This window comes from Streptomyces sp. SGAir0957 (genome assembly GCF_043523415.1).
Window position 1 is genome coordinate 6576016 of sequence record NZ_CP027293.1, and the last position, 16185, is coordinate 6592200.

General features: G+C 74.0%; 15 protein-coding genes and 1 pseudogene. 5 read left to right on the plus strand and 11 right to left on the minus strand.

Translation table 11 applies throughout. The features are described from left to right. Positions 1–21 precede the first annotated feature (21 nt). The 3 genes from C1N81_RS34615 to C1N81_RS34625 form a co-directional block, all read right to left on the minus strand. Positions 22–942 (minus strand): glycosyltransferase, encoded by a 921-nt coding sequence (locus tag C1N81_RS34615; protein ID WP_394438423.1) that lies wholly within the window; start codon positions 940–942, stop codon positions 22–24. 110 nt (positions 943–1052) lie between these two features. Next, positions 1053–1769, minus strand: a complete 717-nt coding sequence (locus C1N81_RS34620; RefSeq protein ID WP_394438425.1) for a glycosyltransferase family 2 protein — start codon at positions 1767–1769, stop codon at positions 1053–1055. Between the two features lie 183 nt (positions 1770–1952). Next, the gene (locus C1N81_RS34625) at positions 1953–2324 is read right to left on the minus strand and encodes a hypothetical protein (RefSeq protein WP_394435258.1); all 372 of its coding nucleotides are present in this window, start codon (positions 2322–2324) and stop codon (positions 1953–1955) included. Positions 2325–2531: 207 nt separating this feature from the next. On the opposite strand from C1N81_RS34625, the gene C1N81_RS34630 reads away from it, so the two are divergent. After that, positions 2532–3341 (plus strand): SGNH/GDSL hydrolase family protein, encoded by an 810-nt coding sequence (locus tag C1N81_RS34630; protein ID WP_394435259.1) that lies wholly within the window; start codon positions 2532–2534, stop codon positions 3339–3341. 20 nt (positions 3342–3361) lie between these two features. Here the strand turns inward: C1N81_RS34630 and C1N81_RS34635 are convergent, their stop codons facing one another. From C1N81_RS34635 to C1N81_RS34650, 4 genes and pseudogenes are all read right to left on the minus strand, one after another. Continuing rightward, positions 3362–5017, minus strand: a complete 1656-nt coding sequence (locus tag C1N81_RS34635; protein ID WP_394435260.1) for a serine/threonine-protein kinase — start codon at positions 5015–5017, stop codon at positions 3362–3364. A gap of 31 nt (positions 5018–5048) precedes the next feature. Next, positions 5049–6562 (minus strand): annotated as a pseudogene (locus C1N81_RS34640) (nickel transporter). Then, positions 6559–7869 carry a tetratricopeptide repeat protein gene (locus C1N81_RS34645; protein WP_394435261.1) on the minus strand — a complete coding sequence of 437 codons (1311 nt, stop codon included), beginning with the start codon at positions 7867–7869 and terminating at the stop codon, positions 6559–6561. Before C1N81_RS34645 ends, C1N81_RS34640 begins: the two are co-directional and overlap by 4 nt. 157 nt (positions 7870–8026) lie before the next feature. Beyond that, positions 8027–9574, minus strand: coding sequence for a DUF4331 domain-containing protein (locus tag C1N81_RS34650; protein WP_394435262.1), 1548 nt, complete (start codon positions 9572–9574; stop codon positions 8027–8029). 319 nt (positions 9575–9893) lie between these two features. Between C1N81_RS34650 and sigK the strand changes: the two genes are divergently transcribed. The 3 genes from sigK to C1N81_RS34665 all read left to right on the plus strand — a co-directional run bounded on the left by sigK (position 9894) and on the right by C1N81_RS34665 (position 11259). Next, a complete protein-coding gene (sigK, locus tag C1N81_RS34655; RefSeq protein ID WP_394435264.1) occupies positions 9894–10451 on the plus strand; it encodes an ECF RNA polymerase sigma factor SigK in 558 nt (185 codons plus the stop codon). 217 nt (positions 10452–10668) lie between these two features. Then, complete coding sequence (locus tag C1N81_RS34660) at positions 10669–10863, plus strand: hypothetical protein (protein WP_394435265.1); 195 nt, start codon at positions 10669–10671, stop codon at positions 10861–10863. A 126-nt stretch (positions 10864–10989) separates the two neighbouring features. Next, positions 10990–11259 (plus strand): hypothetical protein, encoded by a 270-nt coding sequence (locus tag C1N81_RS34665; RefSeq protein WP_394435266.1) that lies wholly within the window; start codon positions 10990–10992, stop codon positions 11257–11259. A 145-nt stretch (positions 11260–11404) separates the two neighbouring features. Here C1N81_RS34665 and C1N81_RS34670 read toward each other — a convergent pair whose 3' ends face one another. Further along, entirely contained in the window at positions 11405–12193 is a 789-nt protein-coding gene (locus C1N81_RS34670; protein WP_394435267.1) for an ABC transporter permease, read from the minus strand. Further along, on the minus strand, positions 12190–13167 hold the full coding sequence (locus C1N81_RS34675) for an ATP-binding cassette domain-containing protein (RefSeq protein WP_394435268.1): 978 nt from the start codon (positions 13165–13167) through the stop codon (positions 12190–12192). Before C1N81_RS34675 ends, C1N81_RS34670 begins: the two co-directional genes overlap by 4 nt. A gap of 63 nt (positions 13168–13230) precedes the next feature. Between C1N81_RS34675 and C1N81_RS34680 the strand changes: the two genes are divergently transcribed. Next, a complete protein-coding gene (locus tag C1N81_RS34680; protein ID WP_394435269.1) occupies positions 13231–13941 on the plus strand; it encodes a TetR/AcrR family transcriptional regulator in 711 nt (236 codons plus the stop codon). A gap of 103 nt (positions 13942–14044) precedes the next feature. Here the strand turns inward: C1N81_RS34680 and C1N81_RS34685 are convergent, their stop codons facing one another. Both C1N81_RS34685 and C1N81_RS34690 read right to left on the minus strand, forming a co-directional pair. After that, positions 14045–15259, minus strand: coding sequence for a type ISP restriction/modification enzyme (locus C1N81_RS34685; RefSeq protein WP_394435270.1), 1215 nt, complete (start codon positions 15257–15259; stop codon positions 14045–14047). A 22-nt stretch (positions 15260–15281) separates the two neighbouring features. Further along, positions 15282–16031, minus strand: coding sequence for a GntR family transcriptional regulator (locus C1N81_RS34690; RefSeq protein ID WP_394435271.1), 750 nt, complete (start codon positions 16029–16031; stop codon positions 15282–15284). Positions 16032–16185: the final 154 nt, after the last annotated feature.

Genomic DNA, 16185 nt, shown 5'->3' on the forward strand with positions numbered 1-16185 from the left:
CTGCTCCCCGCGCGGGCGCGCTCACGCCGCCGCCCTCTCCCGCACGTAACCGGCCGCCGCCATGACCACCCCGGTCACGAGGGCTCCTGCGCGGGCCGCGCCGTACGGGCGGGCCAGGAGGGCGTCCCGGGCCGCGCGCGCCAGCGCGGCCGGGAGTGTCCGCGTGACGTAAGCGCGTTCGGAGCTGAGCCCGCGCCTCGTGCCGACCCTCCTCGTCAGCCGGGCCTTCGAGAGCCCCTCCGCGTAGGTGCGGGCACGGAAGTAGGCGAACCGTTCCCGTGCGGGCGGGACCCGGTGGTGGATCACGGCGCGGTCGTCGATCAGCAGGACGGCGTCCGGCCGCGCGCGGGCCAGGCGGACGCACAGCTCGGTCTCCTCGCAGCCGAGCGGGCGCGGGCCGCCGTCGCGGCCGATGCCGGTGGCGAAGCCGCCCGCCGCCGCCAGGGCGGTGCGGCGGTACGAGGCGTTGCCGCCCAGCACGTTGCGGACCCGCGCCGTGCCGGGCGGCAGCCCCCGGTAGGTGCAGCCCACGACCCAGTCGAACTCCGCCGGGAACCAGCCGGGCCTGCGCCCCGACGCCCAGACCGGCTCGGTCCTGCCGCCGGCCGCCACCACGCGCGGGTCGGCGTACGCGGCGGCGAGGTGGCGCAGCCAGTCCCGCTCCGCCACCGCGTCGTCGTCGAGGAAGGCGACGATCTCACCGGACGTGGCGGCGATCCCGGTGTTGCGCCCGGCGGAGAGCCCGCGCGGCCCCGCGTTCGCGAGGACCCGGAGGCCGGCCGTCCGCGCGTACTCCCCGCTCAGCCGGTCGAGGAGCGCCGGACAGTGGTCGACGACGAGGACGATGTCGAGGACCGGGTACGACTGCGCCCGGACGGAGCCGACCGCCGCGAGGATGTCCGTCCAGCGGTCCTCGGTGTAGGCGCAGAGGACGACGGACACCGTGGGCGCCTGTCCGCCCTGTCCGCCCTGTCCGCCCTGTCCGCCCTGTCCGCCCTGTCCGTCCTGTCCGTCCTGTCCGTCCTGTCCGGCCTGTTCGTCCTGGTGGCCGGTCAAGACAGCCGTCCTCGCGCCGCGTCGGGCCGTGTGGCGAACGGCCGGAGCCGGGGCGGGCGCCGGTTCGGCCGCTCCTTCAGGATCACCCTCAGGACCCGCAGCCCGTCCCGCACCGCGCGCAGGTTGCTGGCCCCGTGGATCCGCACGTGCTCGTGGCTCGGGATCTCCCGCACCCGCAGCCCCGCCTTGACGACCCGGATGTTCATCAGGGTCTCCACCTCGAACCCCGTGCAGTCCAGGTCGATCGCGTCCAGGCAGCGGCGCCAGAACGCGTTGTACCCGTAGCAGAGATCGGTGTAGCGGGCCCCGAACTTGGCGTTGACCACCGCGCACAGCGCCCGGTTGCCGAGCCTGCGGACCGTCGTCATGTCGTCGGTGGCGCCGCCCCGCACGAACCGCGAGCCCTTGGCGAAGTCGGCGCCGGAGACGAGCGCGGAGACGTAGGAGGCGATCTCCCGGCCGTCGGCGGAGCCGTCCGCGTCGACCATCACGATGATGTCGCCCGAGCACGCCCGGAACCCGGTGATCAGCGCGTCGCCCTTGCCCTTTCCCGGCTGCGGCACGACGACGACGCCGGGCCGCAGCGCGCGGGCGACCTCGACGGTGCCGTCGCTCGAATCGCCGTCGACCAGGACGACTTCGTGGATCCAGTCCGGCAGGGTGGCGAAGACGTACGGGAGGTTGCGTGCCTCGTTCATGGCGGGGACGACCACGCTGACGCGCGGCGCGGCGCACCGGGCGGGCGTGCGGGCGGGCGTACGGGCGGGCCCGGGAACGGCGGCGGGCGCCGGGCGCGCGGCGGGGCTGCTCACAGGTCTGGCCCTCTCGTCCGGTGGATGTGCGGACGGTGGACGTGCGAACGGTGGACGTGCGAACGGGACGGCTGGGGCTGGGCTCTACGGGTGGTGCCGCGACCGGAACGCGTGCCGGCCCATGAAGGCGAGGGCGCTCAGCGCCCCCACGACGATCACCCCGCCCTCGACCGACCAGTGCCGGACGGCGAGCATGCCCTGCGCCACCAGCACCACGACGGTGACCGCGCCGGTGAGCGACAAGGCGCCGCGCGCCCATGGGTCAAGGCCGCGCAGCGCGGCGGCGAACACGGCGCCGGGCGCGGCGAGGAGGTAGCAGAGCGCGAGGGGTGCGCGCAGCGGGAAGCGGGCGTCCACGAGGACCAGGACAAGGCCCGCGCCCCCGGTGAGGACGGCGGCGCCCGCGAGCAGACGGGGCGCGCCGCTCGACGGGCGCTTGATCCGAATGGCGTGCATTGGCGACTTTGCCCCCCGAAGCGCCGGATGCCGGACTTCAATGTGGCGCAGCGCCGAAGAGGCGTCAAGACGCGAGGTGAGGGTAAGTCAGTTCCGTGACATGCACCTGTAATTGAACGCTGAGCGAATGCTCGGTCGGGGTACTTCCCGGTAACTGTGACGCGTGGTACCACAGTTACCAGCAGAGATCCTGCTAAAGGAGGTTCCATGAGACGTTTCCGACTTGCGGCATACGTGACCTCGTTCCTCTTCGCCACCGCGGCGGCCCTCACCGGGGCGGGCGCGGCCCACGCCTCCGGCACCGCCGCGGCCACCGGCTACGTGGCCCTCGGTGACTCGTACTCCTCCGGGGTCGGGTCCGGCAGCTACGACAGCGCCAGCGGCGACTGCAAGCGCTCCACCAAGGCCTATCCCGCGCTGTGGGCCGCCGCCCACTCGCCCTCCAGCTTCAACTTCACCGCGTGTTCGGGCGCGAAGACGGGGGACGTCCTCTCCGGTCAGCTCGGCCCGCTCGGCTCCGGCACCGGTCTCGTCTCGATCAGCATCGGCGGCAATGACGCCGGATTCGCCGACGTCATGACGACCTGCATCCTCAACTCCGAGTCCGTGTGCCTCAACCGCATCAACCAGGCGCGCTCGTACGTGACCTCCACCCTCCCCGGCAACCTCGACAAGGTGTACTCGGCGATCTCGGCCAAGGCGCCCGCCGCCCACGTCGTGGTGCTCGGCTACCCCCGCTTCTACAAGCTCGGCGGCTCCTGCATCGCCGGCCTGTCCGACACCAAGCGGTCGGCCATCAACTCCGCCGCCGACCTGCTCAACAGCACCATCGCCAAGCGCGTCGCCGACCACGGCTTCAGCTACGGCGACGTGGCCACCAAGTTCACCGGGCACGAGATCTGCTCGGGCAGCGCGTGGCTGCACAGCGTCAACTGGACCAACATCGGCGAGTCCTACCACCCGACGGCCGCCGGACAGTCGGGCGGCTACCTGCCCGTGCTGACCTCCGCCGCGTGAGCGCCGGACGACAGTTGGGGCTAGTACGTCGGTGAACCGGTGGCGGTCCCGCTCGACGACGTGGACGGTGTCGAGGACGTGGAGGGGGTCGGCGGCGCCGACGAACTCGGCGGCCTCGACGGCGTGGTCGTCGGGGCCGTCACCCCGCACGTGACGGAGTACGCCACATAGTTGGAGGTCGTCGCGCGCGGGCTGCGCACCTCCACCCCGATCCGGTTGTGCAGGGTCCCGCCCGCCTCGTACGCCGTCTGCGTCGTGTCGACCGTACGGGTGCGCGCGCCGCCCGCGCCGAAGCTCAGCGTCTTCCAGCCGGGCTCCGACGCGCTCCCGCTCCGCGTGACCCAGCGGTACTCGACCTGCGCCGGGGTGCGCCCCACGGTGATCCTCGCCGCGAAGGCGGGCGCCCGCGCGGCGGACGGCGGGCACGTCCCCGCGTAGCTGCCGCGGAGAGCGCTCACGCCGACCCGGACGGACTGGGCCGGTGCGTCGCTGCTCCCGCCGCCGCCCGCACCACCCCCGCCGGCGGTGCTGTCCCCGCCGGAGCCGGTGCCGCCGGAGCCGCCCGATGAGCCGGAGCCGCCGGTCTTGCCGCCGTCGTCCCGGTTGAGCAGCGCGTACGTCAGACCGCCGATCGCGAGGAGCAGGACGACGATGCCGGCCAGCAGGGCGAGCGAGGCGCGGCGCGCGGAGCGCCGGCCCGCGTCGTCGTCCGGGACCGTCGTCGTGGTCGCCGCGTCGCCGGACGGGAGCGGCGCCGACACCGGGAAGGGCAGCGGAGGGGTGGACGTGACCGGCTGCCCGGCCGTCACCGTCGGCATGCCCGCTGTCGGACCCGGATAGCCGTACGGGCTGCCGCCCGCGCCAATGATCCGCAGATCCCGCTCCGCGTCCGCCGCGGAGGTCCGCTCGGCCGGGTCCTTGCGCAGCAGACCCTGGATGACCGGGGCGAGCGGGCCCGCCCGGCGCGGCGGCGGCAACTCCTCGTCGACGACCGCCCGCAAGGTGCTGAGCGGGGTGTCCTGCCGGAAGGGTGAGTACCCCTCGACCGCCGCGTACAGCAGCACCCCGAGCGACCACAGGTCCGACTCCGGCCCCGGGGCGCGGCCCAACGCCCGCTCGGGCGCCAGGAATTCGGGGGAGCCGACGATCTCGCCGGTCATCGTCAGCGCCGAGGTGCCCTCCACCATGGCGATCCCGAAGTCGGTGAGCACGACCCGGCCGTCGTTCGACAGGAGGACATTGCCGGGCTTCACGTCGCGGTGCAGGACCCCCACGTCGTGCGCGGCCCGCAGCGCGGCAAGCACCTCGGCGCCGACGTGCGCGGCGCGGGCCGGCTCCATCGGGCCCTCGGCGTCCAGCTGTTCGGCCAGCGAGACACCGCGGACCAGCTCCATGACGATCCAGGGCCGGTGGTCCTCCGTGGCCACGTCGTACAGCGTCACCACATTGCGGTGCGCGACGCGGGCGGCGGCCCACGCCTCTCGCTCCAGACGGGCGTACATCCGCTCGACGTCGGTCGTTGGCAGCCCGGCCGGGGCCCGTACCTCCTTGACCGCGACCTCACGGCCGAGGACCTCGTCCCGGGCCCGCCAGACCGTGCCCATGCCGCCTTCGCCGAGCGGGTCGATCAGCCGGTACCGCCCCGCGACCACACGCTCACTCACGGGTGCCCCCATTCGCGGCAAGACAAGTCTGAACAAAAGTAGCTCAACCGAGCGCGGTTGCGGCCCCTTGAAGACCAATCCGCAGCCGAGCGCCAGGACGACGCAGGCCGACCCCAGCGGCACGAGCCGCCGCACCGCCCGCCGCCCCCGCGCCCTGCTCCCCGCGATCCGCCGCGCCGCGAACGCCCCCGCCCGTACGACGACGAACCCGGCGGCGGTCAGGGTGACGGCGAGCCCGGCCCCGTACGCGAGCACGAGCAGCACGCCGAACCACGCCTGCCCGAGCGCGGCGGCGCCGACCAGGACGACGACGGCGGACGGACTGGGCACGAGCCCCCCGGCGAACCCGAGGAAGAGCGCGCCGCGCAGCCCTGTCCCGGGGGGACCGTGGTCATGGTCATGGTCATGGTCATGGCTGTGGCTGTGGCTGTGGCTGTGGCTGTGGTCGTGATCGTCACTGTGGCTGTGGTCGTGGTCGTGGTTGTGGTCGTGACCGTGCGGGTGTGGCCTGTTCCGCCACGCCTTGCGGACGAGCGTCACGCCCGCGGCCGTCACCAGGACGCCGCTGGCCACGCCGAGCCAGGCCACCACCGACGGGGCCGCCGCCGAACCGCCGATCACGAGGGCGCCGAGCGCGACGACGCCCAGCGTGTGCGTCACCGTGACCGACGCGGCGAGCGGCAGGACGTCGCGGAGCCGGGCCCGGCCGCGGGCCGCCGCAGTGGCCGCCATCAGCGTCTTGCCGTGGCCCGGCGCCAGCGCGTGCAGGGCGCCGAGCACGAGGGAGGTGGCCAGGGCGAGCGCGGCGAAGCCCGGAGTGAGGTCGTGCCGGGCGACGAGCCCCGTCAGCGCGCTGGTCCACCGGTCGGCGCCGCGCGGCAGCACACCCGACGCGTCGGGCCCGCCCGGCCCCACGTCGCGCAGGGCGGGGCCCCCGGGCGTGACACGCAGCTCGGCGGCGGTGGCGCTGGGCGGCGACTTCAGCAAATCCTCGGGGTACCGGGTGAGTACGTGCGAGAGGGACGTGCGCGGCACGCTGCTGCGCGCGAGGGTGGTCCGGTCGCCCCGCGCGGTGATCTCGTGCCAGCCGGGCCCCGCCCGCCCGGGCACGCGGAAGCCCACGGTGGCCGCGCGGTCGCGGGGGAGCGGAGCCGTCGCCTCGCACTCGACGCGCAGGGTCCGCAGCCCGGCCTGACCGGGCCGGTGGGCGGCACGGCCGCTCCGCAGGCTGACGGGGGCCCGCGCCCCGTCGACGGTGACGTGCGCACCCCGCACCGCCTTCGCGCACCGCTCCCGGGCCCACTTCCCCACCCCGGCCCGCTCGACCGCGCCCCGCACCTGCGTCGCCGGAATCTCGGCGAGATCCTCGACGTGCGTGATCCGCAGCCGCCCCGGACCGGCGACGAGACCGTCGTACGTGTTGGTGGTGAAGTTCCCGAGCGGATGCGCCTGGACCCGGGGAGCCGGGACGAGGAGCAGAGCGAGGAGGAGAGCGAGGAGGAGAAGGAGACCGGGTACGGCCCGGCGGGCGATCCGCGCCGGGCCGCCCCGGATCATGACGCCCCCCGCAGCAACGCCCGCGCCGCCTCCGCCCCCACCGGGGAGAACGCCGGATTCAGGCGCAGCGCCCGGGTCAGCCACTCCTTGCGTTCCGCCCCGCGCGCGACGGCTCCGCGGTGGTAGGCGAAGGCGGCGTCGCGGTAGCCGGTGCGGGTGGCGATGCGGGCGTAGCGGAGGGCCTCGGTGTCGCGGCCGTTCCTGTGCAGGGCCCAGGCCAGGGCGTCGGCCGTGTGGACGGTGCGGCGGCGGGACCACTCGGCGCGGGCCGCTCGCAGCGCGGCCCGCCGGTCGCCGTGGTCCGCGGCGGCAAGGGCGGTGTCCAGGTCGACGTCGACCCCGTTGGCGCGGGCCAGCCTCGTCCAGGCCGAGACCAGGCCGTACTGCTCGCGGGCCGCCGCCTTGTCGCCCCGCGCCTCGTACAGCTCGCCGAGCGCGACCAGTGGGCCGGGCAGCGGGTAGCGGGCCACGACGGTCCGCAGGTCCCGGACGGCGCCCGCCTCGTCGCCCCGGCCCGCGCGGGCCCTGGCGCGGCACTCCAGCGCGGCCACGTAGCCCGGGTCCGCGCGCAGCGCCCGGCCGCAGTGGCGCAGGGCGGCCTCGAAGTCGCCTTGCCGCCACGCCAGTTGGCCGAGGGAGGTGGCCGTGTAGGAGACATCGCCGGGGGCCGTCGCCCCGGCCAGCGCCTGCTCCAGCGGGCGCCGGGCCCCCGCCACGTCGCCGCGCAGCTCCCGTACGTACGAGAAACGCGTGAAGACGGGCACCCCCGGGCGGCGGGCGTCCGCCTCGTCCGCGGCGCGGGACGCCTCCCGGTAGCGGCCCAGTTCGACGAGCGCGTCGATCCGGGTGGACAGGGCGCGCTCGCTGTACGGGTTCACGGCGAGCGCGCGGCGGGCGTCGCGGAGCGCGCCCGTGAAGTCGTGCCGGGCGGCGGCGAGTGCGGCGCGGCCCGCGAGCGCGGCGTCATTGCCGCCGGGGCGCAGCCGCAGCGAGCGGGCCAGGGCCCGGTCCGCCTCCGCGTAGCGGGAGGGATCGCCCTGGGTACGGGCCTGTTCGACGTAGGCCGTGCCGAGGTTCGCCCAGCTCGCGTGGTCCTTCGGCTGGACCCGCAGGTGCGCCTGCAACGCCCGTACGCCCGCGTCGAGTTTCCCGGTGCCGAGGCCCTGGGGCGGCGCGGCGGGCGCGACGGCGGCGGGCGCCGGGCCCCGCGCGCCGCCGCTCCCGCCGACGGCGATCGCGCCCCCCGTGAGCGCGAGCGCGAGGGCGCACGCGGCGACAGCGGTACGTCCTGAGAAGCGCGGAGCCATGGCAGGTCCTCTTCTTGATCGGATCCTTGATCGGATTTCTGAGCGGATTTCTCTGAGCGGATTTCTCTGAGCGGATTTCTGATCGGACTTCTGATCCGGAACGGAGGGGAGGCGCGGCCCGTGGGGGGCTCACACGGGCCGCGCCGTTCATGAGGGGCTACGCGGCGCCTCCGCGCCGCCCCCGGGTCCGCCACCACGCGAGGCCGAGCCCGATGAGCAGGGCGCCCGCCGCACCGGCCGCGGCCGACGCGATCAGTACGGCGTCGGTGTCGCCGGACGAACCGGTGGACGCGCCCGTGTTCACCGCGCCGCCGTTCAGCGCGCTGCGGCTCTGGTCCCCGCCGTCCGCCTTCTTCGCCGTCGGGCCGCGCGACCCGGCCGTGGGCAGCGCCACGTACGGGAAGGCGGAGCCGAACGCCTGGTCGTTGGTGTTCACCGCGTCGCCCAGGTCGTTCTTGTTGCCGAGCAGTTCGCCCTCGACGGCCTGGAGTTCGATGTCGACGACGTCGTCGGTGAGGCGCCGCCCGTTCGGGAACCCGGCGTTGTCCCCGTCGAGCACGCCCAGCCGCTTCGGTGAGTCCGTCGGCTTGACCGAGGTGTTCAGGCGCAGCATCTCGGCGGGCCGGACGTTCGGCGGCCGCGTCAGCCCCTTCACGCCGGTCAGGAACACCGACACGAGGTCGTCGCGCGGCTCCGCCGGGGCCTTCAGGCCGTAGATCTTCTCCAGGAGCTTCGGCAGCTCCGGCTTGGTGACGTACGGCAGGAAGTCCGCGTCGTTCCACGGGTGCGAGGCGTTGAACTTGTCCTTGTCCTTCTGCGGGACGACGACCTCGTTGACCAGCGGCGAACCGAGCCGCGAGACCTGCGTCCAGCCGCCCTTGGCGTTCTTGCGCTGGGTCGTCGACCAGACGCCGATGACCGGCTGCTTCTCCGACTGCCGCAGCTGGGCCGTCGGGACCTGGAGGGCGATCGTGTTGACGTTGTACCCGGCGAGCGTGTCCCGGCCGACCTCGGACAGGTCGCCGCCGTACAGCAGGTCGAAGACGCGCAGATCCAGGAAGAACGGGTCGTCGGCCTGCCCGGCGAACGCGGTGCCGCCGCCCTTCGTCTGCCGGACCGCCTGGTCGCGCAGGGTCTTGTAGTTCGGCATCGAGGCCTTGCCGACGTTCGACGGCGCGACCGGCACGTCGTTCGCGATCCTCGACGTGGAGACGACCTTCTGGTCCTTCAGCCTGAGCAGGTCGATGTCGTAGGTCTGCGTGACGTTGAGGTCCGGGTCGTCGAGGCTCGTGACCGGGCCCGTGTTGTAGAGGAACGTGTCGCCGTTCTTGGTCTGCGTGTCGAACGTCCAGCGGTACAGCAGGTCGCCCTGCCCGTCGCCGTCGCTGTCGATGTGGATGTCGTGCTGGGACTTCTCCGCGAACGGGTAGAAGTTCGGCCCGCCCGCCGGCTCCTCGAACGGCAGCCAGTTCGCGACGAGCGTCGTCGTGTCCGGCTTGTCGGGGCTGACGAACGCGTACACGTCCGTGTTGTCGTGGAGCGGATCCCCGGAGATCAGCGGGGCCTCCCGGTGGCTGGAGGCATGCGCCTGTCCTGGTTGAAGCACGGTCGCACCGGCGGCTGCGAGCCCCCCTGCGGCCAGCGCGCCCGCGACGAGCGCGGCCAGGGGGCGAACCCCCCGTCGACTCCTGGCAGTTGCTGTCATCGCGTCCGAATCCCCTCTCGGGTGTCACCACACCGCCCGCGCTGCGCGGGCGTCATGACGGCCATTCGGCGACGGGCGCTTCGCGGATTGGTGGGGAGTGCGGGGCGCTCGCGCGGGGCGCGGGGCGCGGGGACGGGGTGCGGGGCACCGAGCCGGTCGTGGCTGATCGCGCGGTTCCTCGCGCCCCTGGCCGGGGGCATCGTGTCTGCGGGTTCGGTCTGGCTGGTCCGTGCTCTCGGGCGGGGGCCATCCGGGCGTAACCCTGTCTCCGAACCACTCGCGGCAGCACAATGCGCGCAAGGGGACCGATGGGGGACCGATGGACGTCACGGACGCAGCCGATGAACTGCTCACCCGCGTGGGGCGCGGGGACGAACGGGCCTTCGAGGAGCTGTACGAGAAGGTGGCGGGGCCGGTCTACGGCCTCGCGCGGCGCGTCCTGCGCGACCCCGCGCAGGCCGAGGAGGTCGCCCAGGAGGTCCTCCTCGAACTGTGGCGGACCGCGGCGCGCTACGACCCGGCCCGCGGCGGCGCCCTCTCCTGGGTCCTCACCCTGGCCCACCGCAGGGCCGTCGACCGGGTGCGCAGCGTCCGCGCCGCGGGCGAGCGCGAGCAGCGCGTCGCCCGGCGTGCGGAGGTCCCCGCCTTCGACCAGGTCGCCGAGGAGGTGGAGAGCGGCCTCGAACGGGACTGGGTGCGCCGCTGCCTCGGCCGCCTCACCGACCTCCAGCGCCAGGCCGTCACCCTCGCCTACTACGACGGCTACACCTACCGCGAGGTCGCCCGCCGGCTGTCCGTGCCGCTCGGCACCGTGAAGACCCGGATGCGCGACGGGCTCCTGCGCATGAGGGCCTGCCTCGACGGGGCGTCGGCGTGAGCCCGCCGCTCCGGGGGGAACTGACCCGTACTCAGGAACGGCTCGACGCACAGCGGTCCGGGGCACGTGAGATCGCCCACGTTCTCGCCGCGCCGGACGCCCGCGCGGCGCGGACCGACGGGCTCGCCGCCGTGGTGTCACCGGCGCGCGGCGAGGCGGTGATCACCGTCACGGATCTGCCGCCCCGCCCCGTGGACAAGATCACCAACTCTGGCCGATGTCGGACGCGGAACCCCCGCGATCCCTTGCCGTACCGCCCGACCGGGGCCCCGACACGCCGTTCCTGGCCTCCGGCTTGACGGCGAGCGCTTCTTCACTGGCTGTGACGGAGAAGCCCGACGGCGGCTCGGAACGCCCGACAAGTGCGCCGCTTGTCCAACTCGCCCTGGATTCGGTCGTATTCGGAGAGTAATCGACTTTGCGTCGTCAACCTCTCCACGGGGTAGGTGAATCGTGCGGCCGGGATACACGAGTGTCCCGATGGGGCGATAGGGTTAACCTGCCCGGGCCGGGTGCCCTCGTACGGGTGGGGAGTGACATGGAACAGATAACAGTGCGCAGCAGGCCGCGTGTGCCTGCGATCACGTGCGGAAGCAGCGCGACCAGTTCGCGTCTCGACCGCCATCTCTCGGTGCTCGGCGGTCCCGCCGTGCCCCAGGGTGAGGTGGCGGAAGCGACGACACTGATGCGTGAGCTCACCGCGCGTGACACCGCGCACAGGCGCGGCGGCAGCGCCGCGCGGGTGCGGCGGGTCTCGCTCTTCGCACCACTGCGGCGCCTGCGCCGCACGCTGTTCGGCGGCCACTAGCGGGCCGCCCGTCCAGCAGTCTCGGGCCCGCGTCCGACCTCCGCGCCGTTCCGGCGTACCGCTGCGCATCTTCGCGACCGTCATCCCCACGGCTTGCGGCGGGCGCCCCGGCGAGGAGGCGGGGTGCGGGCCCTTCTCTGTGCTTCTACGTGCGTTCGCCCCGGGTGTGGCGGCGGACCGCGAGCGGCACGCACAGCAGGAGCAGGGCCGCGCACCAGCCGAGCGATCCGGCGACCGGGTGCGCCACCGGCCATGAGGCGCCGTCCGGCACCGGCGCGTTGCCGAACAGGTCGCGGATCGCCGTGCAGACCGCGCTGATCGGGTTCCACTCGGCGAGCACCCGCACCCAGGAGGGCATCCCGCCGGTCGGGAGATAGGCGTTCGACAGCAGCGGCAGCATGAACGTCGCGCTCCCCAACTGGCCCGCCGCCTCCTCGCTCCGCGAGACGAGGCCGAGCAGGATGCCGACCCAGGTCGTGGCGAACCGGAAGAGCAGCAGCAGCCCGAACGCGGCCACCGCCCCGGCCGCCCCGCCCTCGATCCGCCACCCCATCGCGAGGCCCACGAGCACCAGTGGCACCAGACCGGCCGTGGTCGTCAGCAGATCGGCGACGGCCTGCCCGAGCGGTACCGCGGCGCGGCTCATCGGCAGCGTGCGGAACCGGTCCATGACCCCGCGGTGTGTGTCCTGCGCCGCCGTGAACATCCCCGTCATGATTCCGCCCGCAGCCGTCGCCACGAGCATGCCCGGCACCAGATAGGCGCGGTAGTCGGGGCCCGGCATGGCGAGGGCGCTGCCGAAGACGTACCCGAAGAACAGCAGGAACACGATCGGCATGGTCTGCGTCATGACCGTGATGGCGGGGGCGTGCCGCACGCGCCGGAGGTGGCGGCCGAGCATCGCCGTGCCGTCGTACAGGAGCGCGGTGCTCATGCGGCGACCTCCTCGGTGTGCCGTGGACCGGCGGTGCGGGTGAGGCGCAGGAACACCTCGTCGAGCGTCGGAGGGCGCAGGGTGGCGTCCATCAACGGGACACCGGACGCGTCGAGTTCCCGTACGACGCGGGGGAGCGTGACGGCCGGGTCGAGGACGACCGCGCCGACCGTGCGCTTCTCCGCGTCCAGGCGGGGCCGGGCGCCGGTGAGCTGGTCGAGGACGACGGCGGCCGCGTGCAGCGCCTGCTCGCCCGCGTCGGCGGGGACGACGACCTCGGCGTAGTGTCCGATCCGCGCCTTGAGCGCGGCGGGCGTGCCGGAGTGCGCGGCGCGGCCCTCGTCGATGAGCACGATCTCGTCGGCGAGCTGATCGGCCTCCTCCAGGTGCTGCGTGGTCAGGACGACGGTCGTGCCCGCGCGGGCCAGTTCGCGGACCGCGTCCCATATCGCGTTCCTGCTGTGCGGGTCGAGCCCGGTCGTCGGCTCGTCGAGGAAGAGCACGGCGGGCCGTGTGATCAGGCTCGACGCGAGGTCGAGGCGGCGGCGCATACCGCCCGAGTACGTGCGCGCCGGCCGGTCCGCGGCCTCCGTGAGCGCGTACCGCTCGATCAGCTCGTCCGCCCGCGACCGGGGCGCGCGCAGCAGCCGCGCGAACAGGCGCAGGTTCTCACGGCCGGTCAGATCCCCGTCGACCGACGCGTACTGGCCGGTGACGCCGATGCCGCGGCGGACGGCGTCCGGGGCGCGCCCGATGTCGTGCCCCGCGACCCGCGCGGTGCCCGCGTCGGGGCGGAGCAGGGTGGTGAGCAGCCGGACCGCCGTGGTCTTCCCCGCCCCGTTCGGCCCGAGCAGGCCGCACACCGTGCCCTCGCGCACGGCCAGGTCGAGCCCGCGCACGGCGTGCACCGCCTTGCCTCCCGACCCGAACCGCTTCTCCAGACCTTCACTAAGTACAGCGTACGTAGAAGTCATGGGTGCACCGTACCGCACTACGTACGCCGTACGTAACTAGGATGGTGCGCGAGGTGATGATCAATGGCGGTCCGACCGGCCGTACCCGAAGTGATCTGGGCGCGCCCCGAGCGCACCGGCCGTGGTCCCCGTCCCGCGCACAGCAGGGACGACATCGCGGCCGCGGCCGTGCGCGTGGCCGACGCGGAGGGCGTCGACGCGGTCTCCATGCGGAAGATCGCCGGTGAACTCGGCATGGGCACGATGTCGCTCTACAACTACGTGCCGCGCAAGGAGGACCTGTACGAACTGATGGTCGACGCGGTCAGCGCGGAGTACGCGTATCCGGAGCCGAGCGGCGACTGGCGCGAGGACGTGCTGTCGCTCGCCCGGCAGACGCGGCTGATCATGCACCGGCATCCATGGCTGCCGCGGCTGATGTCGCCGGTGTACGGGTTCAGCCCCAACGCGCTGACGTACCTGGAGTACTGCCTGCGCTGCCTGGACCCGCTGGAGCTTCCCTACGGGACGAAGATGGAGCTGATCGCCGCCGTCACGGGGGTGGTGACGACGTACGTCTCCAGTGAGATCTCCGGCGTCGAACGGACGCGGTCACTGCCGTGGAGCGCCGAGCAGGAGCAGGCGGTGCGGATCGCCTATCTGGGCGGTCAGGTGGCGTCGGGGCGGTATCCGCGGCTGGCGGCGGCGTTCGCGGAGGACTCGGGGCCGATCGATCTGGAGGCGGTGTTCGAACGGGCGTTGCGGCGGACCCTGGCGGGGTTCGTGGGCGGGTGAGCGCCCCGGGGCGGGTGGTCCCGTCCTCGTGCGATCGACGCCTCGTCGTGGCTGGGCGCGCGGTTCCCCGCGCCCCTGCGAGGCGCACTTCGTGCGGCCTCCCTCAGAGGAAGGCGAACTGGCCTCCTGGGCCCTCCTCCGGCTGGTCCAGGACCGTTGCCGGGCGGCGGGTCGCCGGGGGGACCGGGAGGATGCCGGCTCGGCGGAGGTCGTAGGGGCCCAGGAGCGGGCCCGGATCCGCGCGCAGGTCCTGGTGGCGTGGTGCCAGTTCCGCCAGGAGCGCCAGCACCGTGATGAGTTCGAGCAGCTCCGAGGTCCACTGCTGGGGCCAGGCCGACGGGCGGACGGCCGCCAGCGTGCCCGGTTCGGCGGGTGCCGTGCGGCGGGCGAACCATTGCTCCATGACGCGGACGCCGCTGACGTGGAAGTCCCAGGCCGCCGCCGGGACCGGGGAGATACGGCCGTCGCCGACGAGGAGCGCCTCCTCCTCGCGGTCGTAGAGGAGTTCGGTCGGGCGCGGGGGCAGCGGGGCGCGGACGTACGGGCGGCGCCCGCCGGGGAGCCTGGGGCGGTCGGCGCCGTCCCCGCGCCGGTGCAGCCACAGGACGCGGCGGCCGAGTTCCACGCCGCGCGCCCACACCTCGGGGTCCACGGGCAGCGGCACGCGAACCTCCTTCGCGTCCCGGGTGGCGGTGGCGAGGCACCAGGCCAGGAAGGACTCGGGGTGCACCTCGTGGCCGTAGAGGGCGGACAGGTGGGGGAGCAGGCCGGGGGCGACGTTGGGCTCGGTGGCGTCCGGGCGCCGGTACAGCGGGCGGATGCGGCCCGGCCGGCCGGCGGGGGAGCGGCCCTCGGGGAGGATGGCACAGGCAAGGAGCGCGGGGCCGCCCGCGTCCGGCACGTAGCCCTGCTCGACGAGGAAGAGCTGGCGGTCGTCCGCCACCCGCCACAGTTCGGGGCGGGCCGCGTCGATGAGGCGCTGGTCCGGGATGAGCCACTGTTCGTCGAACGGCCCGTGCAGCACGCGGACCGGGTCCGGGCACGGGCCCTCCGCGCGCGCCAGCGGTTCGGTCCCCGCGCGCTGCCGCGGCAGTTGCGCGGCGGCCATGTGCAGGGTGCGCGAGCGCGACGGCTGGAGCAGCGCCTCGCGCCGCTCCCGCGGGGCGGCGACGAACGCGTCCCACCGCGCCTTCAGCGACGCCGCGTCCGGGGCGACCGGCCAGGACCGGCCCAGGCGCAGGGGCGCCACGGACCACGGCATGAGGTCCGCGAGCGGCATGGCGTCGGTGAGCGGCCCGTCGTTCGTCACGCCCGGCATGCTACGTGGCCTCCGTGTCCCGTCAGTGGGCGTCCAGCGTCACCGTGAACGAGAAACGGTCGCCGCGATAGTGGATGACCGCCACGTCGAGGACCCTGCCCTCCTCGTCGTAGGTGACGCCCGTGTAGTGCAGGATCGGGCTGAGCAGCGGCACCCGGAGCAGCCGGGCCGTCTCCGGGTCCGCGAGGCGGGCCTCCACCGAGTCCGTGATCCGGCTGATCCGAGCCCCGACCACGTCCCGCAGCACCTTCGTCATCGGCCAGCGCGCCAGATCCGCGACGTCGACCTGGCGGCCGAGGTCCGGGCGGACGTAGTTGCGGGCGTGGTTCGTCGGCTCGCCCGTCTTCTCGTCGCAGCGCAGCCGGTGGTACGTGGCCACGGACTCCGTCCCCGGGAACAGCTCCGCGTACTGCACCGGGACCGGCGCCGGGCCGTGCGCGAGGACCTCCGTCACCATCCCGGACTGCTGCGCCACGATCGCGTCGACCGAGCCGAGCAGCCGTACGGGGGCGCCCTGCTGGGCCGTCGGCTCGATGAACGTGCCGCGGCGCCGGTGCCGCGTGATCAGCCCCTCGTCCTCCAGCTCCTTCAGCGCCTGGCGCATCGTGAGCACGGAGACCCCGTAATGCAGCGCGAGCTGTTCCTCCGTGGGGAGGCGGAGGGGGTCCTGGGGGGAGCGGCCCAGTATGGAGGCGCGCAAGGACTGCGACACCTGATACCAGAGCGGGAGTTTGCGGTTCAGGACGATCGAGTCCGGGGCGAATGACGTCACGGGTTATCCGTATCTGTCGGGGCCGGGGTCGTGCAATGCGGATGCCGCTTCGCGTGCCGGGTTCCGGTTCGTGCGCGGCCGCGGGCCGATCAGCCCCTGAGATGGCGCACGAAGTGCGCATCTCAGGGGCGCGGGGAACTGCGCGACCAGCCAC